The following is a 10,431-nucleotide window of genomic DNA, read 5'->3' on the forward strand; positions in this document are numbered from 1 at the left end:
TGTGTCATTAAAAATTAGCTTTAAATCCTATCGAAATTCTTCTCAAAGGAGGAAGAAAACCAGTTGTCTGTTCTGGATCACCGTATTTATACTTACTCCATGTACATAGGTTCTGACCTTGCGCATAAATCACATATTGATTGGACTGATTTTTACTTAGAGGAAGTTTATAAGACAATGACACGTTTTTCAATCGAATAAAAGAGGTATCGGTTACCATCGCATCACTATTATTAAAGTTAGAATAAGCAACTGTCGCTGCGGAATTAGAGCCACTTGAATAATTCTGAATTACCCCATTTGGAAACTGATTTAATACAGAAGCAGGCTGATTATACATTGTACCCGGCATAGTAGTCCCATAGAATTCATTAAATCCTTTTTTCTTGACAAATTGAAAAAAGAGCTCGATATTAAAGTTTTCATAGGAAACAGAATTGGTGAAACCTCCATAAAAAGAAGGATCTAATGATAAAACTTGTTGTTTATCTTCTATGGCGGTTATCTTTCCATCACCATTATAATCTGTAAATTCATACAAACCAGTAGTTGGATTAATCCCTTGCAAATGATACATCTTCTTACTGTTCAATGATTTTCCAATCACATACATATTTGCATAGGAGGTGTTTTCTAAACCATCAAATGCCACCAATCTATTTTTAGGAATAGTAAGATTAAAAGAAGTAGACCAGTTGAATTTAGCAGATTTTATAGGAACAACTTGCAAATCCATTTCCCAACCTTTATTTTCTACAACAGCATTCAAATTTGCTTGTATAGAGGTAAAACCTGTTATAGCGGGTAAACTATAGCCAACCAATTGGTTGCTTGATCGGTTTTGATAATAATTCAGTGTTAGGTTAATTCTATTTTTTAGGAATGCGGTTTCTAAAGCAAATTCCAACTTTTTATTTATCTCCCATGAAAAATCAGGATTATACAAACGTGCTGTTGTCAATAGTATATTCCCATCATATCCATTCTGACTGATGTTATAGGTATTTAGATATTGATAATCTCCAATCTGATCATTTCCTGTTACCCCATAGCTTCCTCTCAATTTCCCAAAACTTAACCATGATACCTCACGTAGAAAACTTTCTTTCGAAAAAAGCCAAGCAGCACCAACTGCACCAAAATTTGCAAACCGATGATTAGGACCAAATCGGCTCGATCCATCTCGTCGTCCCGTCAAGTTAACGAAGTATTTTTCGTGTAGATTATAATTTACTCTTCCATACAGAGCAGCATATTTATATTGCTCTTCAGTATCCTTGTATATCGTCACATTTTTAGCAGCGCTTAAAACATTCATTAATTGGTTGTCTGTAAAACCATTTGCCATAATCACCAACTTAGTTGTTGTTTGGCTATTCAAAGTCCCCCCAATTAATACGCTTAGTTTACTCGAAGCAGTTAAATTAAAATTACCATCCAATTGGGGTTCTATTAACCACCCTTCATGATGACCAGAATTTTTAGTCATGTTAGATTGCTGACTTGTAGCACCAAAAGCAGGATTACGAATAGTATGTGGATTAAGTTGACTATCATCTAAATCTGATCGATTATACCCTACGTTTGTTCGTAAAACAATATTATCCATCAACAGATAACTTGTATTCAAATTTGTATTTAGATTACGTGTATTATTGCGGTAACTGGCATTGAGTGCCGCAAGTGGGTTTGTCCAAGTATTGTTTTCCCAATTTAAGCTACCATCTTCATTAAACAACCTCGGAGCATTTGGAACAAGTGTCCTTGCAGTTCTGGTTAAATCTTGTGTAGGCAAATAGTTTTTATCCTGTCCATAATTAGTGGTCCATTGCAATTTTAGTTTGTTATTCGCTGTTTTATGGTTTAATGTCGAAAAAAAACTGAATTTATTGTATGCAAAATTACCATAGAAAACAGAAGTTTCTTTCATGACATTGGCACCTATCATAAAATTAGTTTGCTCATTTCCACCATTAATAGAGGTACGAATGTTGTGATTGAAAGCTGTATTCCCAATAAGTAGTTTTTGCCAATCTGTATATCTGGTCATATCCCATGTTCCATTTATGTCGTAGGCTGTCGTAGGGTATTTCGTTACACCATCATTCACAAAGGCTTTTTTTCTTATATCTAGATATTGTTCGGTAGTAAGTAGTTTAGGAAGCTTAGTAGGGCTAATAACAGTGGTAGAAGCATCTATAGAAATACTTGTTTTTGTCGCTTTTCCTTTCTTAGTGGTAATCAATAGTACACCATTGGCTCCCCGTGATCCATAAATAGCTGTAGCATCAGCATCTTTCAAAACTTCGATAGATTCTATAGATTGTGGATCGATATAATTTAAAGGATTTATAGTTGACCCATAAAAGATTTGTGCTGAGGTTGAAGTATCTCCCATCGAATTGGTATCAAATGGAACACCATCTACTATAAATAGAGGATTATTCCCCGCAGCAATACTATTTTGGCCTCTTATCCGAATGGTGTAGCCGCCGCCTGCTGTTCCAGAAGTTGGTGTAATCTCTAAACCAGGAACACGACCTTGCAAAGCATCTAAAATAGAATTCACGGGCTGATTCTCTATTTCTTTAGCCGTAACACGTGCTATAGACCCCGTTCGTTCTTTGTCTTTTATATTGTAATACCCCGCATTAATCACCACATCTTTCAACTGAATCCCCTCCTCCTCTTCTTTTGTGAAACGTACATTGATCACGCTTCTATTCAATACTTCTTCTTCACGAATAGGGAAATCCAATTGCTCGAAAATCAGTTTAGCATTATCCTGTTGTAAAGTCAACGAGTAATTTCCATTGTCATCAGTAAAAGTGGAATTATCGGTTCCCTCCTCTTTTACCATTACGCCCACTAGCGGGACTTGAAGTTCTTTTACCGTTCCAGTCACGGTTTTTCCTGTTTGTGCCAACAAAGGTGTTGCACAAAACAATCCCAATAATACAGCAAATGACTGCCTACTGAGTTTGAAGTAAAATTTTTTCATAATTTTACAATAGTTTTTTAAAATTCAACATTAGTTTTAAAAGCCACTCCTTTTCCTGTACATCGCGCCAACTTTGTTTTAGGGAAAGGAGGTTTTATTTTTTTTACGTTATAAGTTATTTTTTAACCACAATAGAAACATAGGTTTTTATCTTTTTTTATTTTAGAGATTCCATAGTTCAGTAAACAGAAACATAGCGAGCTGCTAACTATGTTTAATAGATTTATCTTCTCTATTGCTCTTTATTTTTCATCATTCAGTTCTATGTATCTATGTGGTGAATATTATTTTCTACCATTCTAAACATGGGCACTGAGGCACTCAAAGTGCAGAATCTTTCTATTTTTTTTCTTCTAACTTTTACCTTAATGCAAAAGTTACAAAACATCAAGTCTTTGATTTTGGACGGTCAAAATAAGTTTCAGCCATTCAATGTTTTAAATCATTATCATTCTTTCATTTTTTAAGCGCAAAAAACATTTGAAATTAAAAGGAGGAGCCATAATATGGCTCAGGTATTCTTTTCTTTAATGTCACTTTTNNCCAAAAAGTCAAGGCTGTAAACCTCTCTACTAAAAATGTTTTCATTTCACTAAAGATTTTACAAACCCTACGGGCTAAAACCTTTTTAACGTTGCATTCAACCATTTTCTTAACGTGAGAGTTTTAATGCCGGTTTCTACATCCTTTTTCTATATTAAAATTCGTTATCATTTCGATTCTTAACTCGTCATTGCTGAAAAGTCGAGTGTCAATTCGGCGTAAGGAGCGTTAAAAATGATTTACTGTTCGCATTTCAAATGCGAATGATTTAAAGCATTTAGCGAGTAGCCATTATTGACCGACTTGTAAGCACAGACTTGATTTTTTGATTACTTTTTGATCAAGCAAAAAGCAATAAATAGAGAACTTCTTATTATCGTAAATTCCATTTAGAATTTCATCTCTATTTTTTCGCGCGCGCGTCCCTGTTTATCCTATATTCCTCCTAAAAAAATTCCCCCTCCAACAAGTTTTAAAAATTACATTAATAAATGAAAAAAATTAACACTAATCATTTTATGAAGATCATTTATACTCTTTGTGTTGTCTTCGGGGGATAGAGTGTGAATCTGTTTACTCTTTCATAATTTTACATAGTTTTTTAATTCAACATTAGTTTTAAAATCCACTCCTTTTCCTGTACATCGCGCCAACTTTGTTTTAGGAAAGGGTTTTTTTGTTATGTTTTACGTGATACGCTTAACGTTTTACGTTTTTTTTCTTATTAATATTCAAATCCTTTTTTAACAAAGAATTTTAGAGTCGACATACGATTTGCAGACGAGTTTCAATCCATTGAAACAAGCGTAAAAAAGATTAGTGAGCGTATGCGAATCATTTAATCTTTTTAGTGCGTGAGATGAGAATTGAACGTCGAAAATCGCGGTCTTGATTTTTTTGGTTCGTTTTTTCATCAAGGAAAAAATGAACATATAATTATTAATCAACTTGTAACAATTTATACCTAAGCTCCACTGGAGCTTCTCCTTTTAATTTCAAATGTTTTTGTGTCAAGACTTCCCCAAAGGGTATATGAATTCATTTGAAAACAATAAAAATGAATGAATAAAAATGAATGATTATAGTTTTTCATAATCCTTCTTTTTAATTAAAATTCGTTGTCACTTTTAACACGGTCACTGAGGCACTCGAAGTGCAGAATGTTTCTATCACTTTTTTGAGAGCAAAAAAGTTATCAAAAAACTCTTGGCTGTAAACCTCTCTACTAAAAATGCCCTCATTCCACTAAAGATTTTAAAAACCCTACGGGCTAAAACCTTTTTAACGTTGCACTCAAACATTTTCTTAACGTGAGAGTTTTAATGCCGGTTTCTTCATCCTTTTTCAATACTCAAATCCACTTTTTATAACGAATTTTAGAGTCGACATACGATTTGCAGACGAGTTTCAATCCATTGAAACAAGCGTAAAAAAGATTAGTGAGCGTATGCGAATCATTTAATCTTTTTAGTGCGTGAAATGCTAATTGAACGTCGAAAATCGCAGTCTTGATTTTTTGATTACTTTTTGATCAAGCAAAAAGTAATAAATAAAGAACTACTAATTATTCTCTTATTCACGTAATTATGTTCAGAACCTCAACTCGTTGTTAATTTGAGGTATCGAGAAATCTATTACTTTCATTTTTTTATTCATAGCTTATCTATTTTAATTATAGGTATTCATATGCCCTTCGGGTAAGCTCATCCAAAAAACATTTGAAATTAAAAGGAGGAGCCATGGTATGGCTCAGGTAATTCAACTTGCTAAATTATTTACATAAAGTTGGCAACTCGCTCCACTCAGACACTCCAACTTTTTTTATTCCAATAATTTAGAGTTAAATTGCATTTCGATTCTAAATCGTCGGATTTTTCTAATTCTTTTTCAATATTCAAATTCCTTTTTAATAACATTTGAAATTAAAAATTCTTTAATGTCACTTTTTAATTGACTAAAAAGTAACCAAAAAGTCAAGGCCGTAAACCTCTCTACTAAAAATGTTTTCATTTCACTAAAGATTTTAAAAACCCTACGGGCTAAAACCTTTTTAACGCTCCATTCAACCATTTTCTTAACGTAAGAGTTTTAATGCCGGTTTTTTAACTCTTTTTTCAATATTCAAATCCACTTTTTATAACATTTGAAATTAAAAATTCTTTAATGTCACTTTTTTATTCATTCCTTATCTATTTTAATTATTTGCATTCATATGCCCTTCGGGGAACAGACTAAAAAGTAACCAAAAAGTCAAGGCCGTAAACCTCTCTACTAAAAATGTTTTCATTCCACTAAAGATTTTAAAAACCCTACGGGCTAAAACCTTTTAAACGCTCCATTCAACCATTTTCTTAACGTGAGAGTTTTAATGCCGGATTTTTCTAATTCTTTTTCAATATTCAAATTCCTTGTCATTCAGAACTTTCAAAGAATCTCATATCTCATATCTAATTGTTCATAAAAACATTTTACATCGTAAATCCCATATCAAAAACCTTTTACAAATATTCTACTGCCACCCTACTGCCACTATGTTGCCTTTATCCTGCCTTTATCCTGCCTTTATCCTGCCTTTAACTTGGGACCATCTAACGTGTTTCAATAAAACCTAAAAATCCCCCTTTGTATATGTTTTTCACATTTGATGAGCGTTTACAATCACCTCACCCTACGGGTGTACAAATCACCCTCCAAAATTATGGTTTAAGCTGTTATAAGCTCAATACCTGCTTTATCAGCTTTGTATTTTATTTTATGTATGAGCTCATAATAGCTCCAGTTTCTTAAGACAAATCTTTCTTCTTTGGCAATTTGTATTTTTTCTTCTTGATCTACAATAACTATGGTTCCTGCTTTTTTTTCAACGCAAAAATCAATTAACATTCTACTGTAGACATGTAGGCGATGATGAACATATTTACTCTCTGTATTTTTTAATTTTTTTGCTATTTTTAATTTTCTTTCTTTTCCTTTCCCTCCTTTGCAAAAAGGCACTCCTTCTAAAATTCTTTTACGAGAAGCTTGTATGGCTAATCTTCTATATAGAAATTCTTCTTTGCTACCAATGGTTAGCTGAGATCTACCTATTTTTACAACCAACGGATATTCTAATGACAAAGAAACTTCTGCAATAATATCTGGTTGTAATTGATTTTTTTCTTTTTCAATTTCTACCGTGAATACCCAAAATATTTTATTTTTTTCTAATTTAATATGTGATCTACAAATTCTAATTTCGTTATTTACTATTTGCTCCAATAGCTTATAATTATCAATATAGTCTCTTCCAAGATATGTTTTAAAAGGAATTTTATAAAGTTTAAAATAAATGTATTTTTTATCTGTATCATACGAGAATTTACTTATTCTCGCTATGTTAAAAGGAATTGCTATATCTCGTTTAAAAATTTTTAATGAAAGTTCCCCTTTCCAATACTTGACACAATCCTTCTTGAAGGACAGGTATAACGTATTGATCAAACTAGACAATATATACATCGGAACTTCGTCCTTAAAACGTTTTGAGAGCACACGATAAATTGTAGTCGACCGTGACCATTTGAGTATACCAGCATCATCTTTGTTTTCGTCTGCTAATTTATATTTGATTCCTTCAGAGAAATAAAAAAAATCTTTCACCATTTCTTGCACATACAAATGAGAAACAATCATATTAGCCGCTATAAAACATCTATTTTGCCATTTATAAAGCGTACTCACAACTTCTTTTCGTTCTTCTTGAGTCGGTAAATCAGCAATTAACTGTATTTTACGTGTTAAAAAAACTGTAGAATTTTCCATATTTAGTTATTTAGGGGTTTAAACTTGTTTTGTTGAGTCAATTTATAAGCGACGACAAATTCATTGTGCACTTCTTTCTGAGAAAGTTCTAATGTCTTGGCAATGGTTGTAAACGATTGTTTCATTTCGAATCGAAGCTTTAAAATCAACGATTGTTTTTCGGTCATTTGATTTGGTGCCTTTTCCTCAGAAATTATTTCTTTTTTAGACACGAATACATCTTGACTATTAATCAGGCTCTTAACATCCTCTATTGCACTTTTAATCTCCTTACTCGTTTCTGAAACTCTTTTTCCCATTGCATTGGCAATTGCTTTGTATCTAAATCCATATTTCAAGCAGAGTTCAATCAAATGTTTTCTTTCAGCGCTTAATAAGGGTAATATTTTTCTAATTTCTTCATAATGTTGGTCATGTATTAGTTTATCCTTTATGTTTTCTGCAGCCTCTAAAGGATCGTATACAGTCAAATAATTCTCATAATTCTCGTAACTCTCTAATGAATGCACTGACCTAAAAAATTTATTTTTAGAACTTCTATAATGCGAATAACAGCTGTGTTTCAAAACAAGTCGTGTGAAATAAAAGATATGTTCAGGTTTTTCAATTTTCTCACGATATTCCCATAATTTCAGAAACGCATCTTGTACCAAACATTCTACAACAAATTCATCATCAACTATTTGTTTACCAATCCAAAAAAGTAGTCTTTTATGTCGTGAATAAATTTGCTCTAAGGCTTTGGGATCGCCTTTTTTCAATAATTCATATTCTTTTACTAGCATAATAAAGGTGGTTTTAATTATGTTTTACGTGATGCATTACGTTATACGTTATACGTTTTACGCTTAACGTTTTACGTCTTTTTTCTTATTAATAATCAAATTCACTTTTAACAACATTTGAGATTAAGAGGAGGAGTCACGATGTGACTCAGGTATTCCTTTTCTTTAATGTCACTTTTTACTTGACTAAAAAGTAACCAAAAAGTCAAGGCCGTAAACCTCTCTACTAAAAATGTTCTCATTTCACTAAAGATTTTAAAAACCCTACGGGCTAAAACCTTTTTAACGCTCCATTCATCCATTTTCTTAACGTGAGAGTTTTAATGCCATTTTCTTCATCCTTTAAATCGTTGTCTTAGTTCGTCACAGAACCTTATCCTTAATCTCAACCTCAAATACATAAGATAACTTACAATTATAAAATCTCAATTCTCATATCTAACATCTAATCTGTACTTTTTACAAATTAAACACCGATACACGAACCTCGAACAAACCATACGGAACGCATATACAATGGATACACAATGGATATAGCGCGGATACACAACTGATACAGAAAAGTGTCATTTTGGATATACACAGATATAGGATTTTAACACTTAATTTCTCTAACCACAATGTTTTTTATCAAGTTTTACATTGTACGCTTAACGTTTTACGTGTTTTTTCTAATTAAAATTCTAATTCGATTTTGACAACGAATTTTGTCATTATGAAACCAGGCATAAACCCACAAATTCCCCTTGGACAGTTTTAAAAATTACATTAATAAATGAAATAAAAATTAACACTACTTTTATGAAGATCATTCACTCTCTTATAAGTTGTCTTCGGGGAATTAAATGTGAGTCTTTATTGCTTAATAATTTTGTTCACTATTTCTCCTTCCTACTAGTATATCCAATGAGGATCGAATTTCTTTTACCATGTCAGTCATGGTTTTTATTTGTGCATATAATGCTATAACACAAAATAATCTCAGTAGCGTAACATAAGATTGCCTACCGAATTTGAAGTAAAATTGTTTCATAATTTTACATAGTTTTTTAATTCAACATTAGTTTTAAAATCCACTCCTTTTCCTGTACATCGCGCCAACTTTGTTTTAGGAAAGGGGTTTTTTGTTATGTTTTACGTGATACGCTTAACGTTTTACGTTTTTTTTCTTATTAATATTCAAATCCTTTTTTAACAACGAATTTTAGAGTTGACATACGATTTGCAGACGAGCTTCAATCCATTGAAACAAGCGTAAAAAAGATTAGTGAGCGTATGCGAATCATTTAATCTTTTTAGTGCGTGAGATGAGAATTGAACGTCGAAAATCGCGGTCTTGTAATGCTTTGCATTCATGAATACCTTAAAAATAATAATAAATCATATGAATAACTTTTGATTACTTTTTGATCAAGCAAAAAAGTAATAAATAAAGAACTACTAATTATTCTCTTGTTCACGTAATTATGTTCAAAACATCATCTTTTTGTCTATCTCAACTCATCTCAGAACCTCATCCTTAATCTGAATACATTTTACTTTATACTTTATACATCACAACTACTACATTTTACAATTCTAAAATCTCAATACTAATATCTAAAATCTAATATATACATCTTACAATTCTAACTGAATCGAATAACCGTCTGTGCAAAATCTTTAAATCTTGCAAAAGTGTAGAGGGTAAAACATTTGGTATAGAGGAATAACCAAATGTGTATTATAAAAAGTTCGATGCGAATGTGATGGAAGAAAACGACCAAAAACAAGAAAGGCATGGAACTCATCTTAAAGCATTAGGGGTACTGGTATACCGTGCAACAATAAGAGAGCCCACGCCTAGGTCGTGAGCAAATTTACTTATTTTCTCGTTGCTACAAAAATTACCAGTTTTCCAATGCGAGATAAAAGTATTTTGACTTTATTTTTTAACTATCTGTAAACAAATATAATAATAATTTTTATTATTCGGATATAAATCCGAATTATTTTTTTAAATAACTCCTTCATTTGTCAAAATGAAAGATAAAAACAGAAAAATTGTAGAGTTTATAAGAGACAACTGGTTAGCAGATAGTCAAAGCAACCTTTCTTTTGCAAATTCTCATGGAATTGATGAAAAGACTGTAAGATTAATTAAAGAAGATGAGAATTATAATATTAGTTTAAAAACAATTTTGAGAATTTGTGAAGCGCGAGAAATCAAGTTATACGAATTCTTTAAGCTGGTTAACATATAAAAAGGCTCCAAGTTGGAGCCTTTTTATATATTATAATGGTAGTATCTTACTAACTGTG

4 protein-coding genes are annotated in these 10,431 nt (G+C 31.9%); 1 reads left to right on the forward strand and 3 read right to left on the reverse strand.

What is annotated here, in order from left to right:
• Positions 1-7 precede the first annotated feature (7 nt).
• The 3 genes from B3792_RS13150 to B3792_RS13160 form a co-directional block, all read right to left on the reverse strand.
• Positions 8-3,001 carry a SusC/RagA family TonB-linked outer membrane protein gene (locus B3792_RS13150; RefSeq protein WP_291069825.1) on the reverse strand — a complete coding sequence of 998 codons (2,994 nt, stop codon included), beginning with the start codon at positions 2,999-3,001 and terminating at the stop codon, positions 8-10.
• A gap of 3,246 nt (positions 3,002-6,247) precedes the next feature.
• Positions 6,248-7,345, reverse strand: coding sequence for a hypothetical protein (locus B3792_RS13155; protein WP_291069827.1), 1,098 nt, complete (start codon positions 7,343-7,345; stop codon positions 6,248-6,250).
• A 2-nt stretch (positions 7,346-7,347) separates the two neighbouring features.
• The gene (locus tag B3792_RS13160) at positions 7,348-8,130 is read right to left on the reverse strand and encodes an RNA polymerase sigma factor (protein ID WP_291069829.1); all 783 of its coding nucleotides are present in this window, start codon (positions 8,128-8,130) and stop codon (positions 7,348-7,350) included.
• Positions 8,131-10,151: 2,021 nt separating this feature from the next.
• On the opposite strand from B3792_RS13160, the gene B3792_RS13165 reads away from it, so the two are divergent.
• Positions 10,152-10,373, forward strand: a complete 222-nt coding sequence (locus tag B3792_RS13165; protein ID WP_280045891.1) for a hypothetical protein — start codon at positions 10,152-10,154, stop codon at positions 10,371-10,373.
• Positions 10,374-10,431: the final 58 nt, after the last annotated feature.

The sequence above is a fragment of the Empedobacter sp. UBA5924 genome, from assembly GCF_002431085.1.
Lineage (GTDB): Bacteria > Bacteroidota > Bacteroidia > Flavobacteriales > Weeksellaceae > Empedobacter > Empedobacter falsenii_B.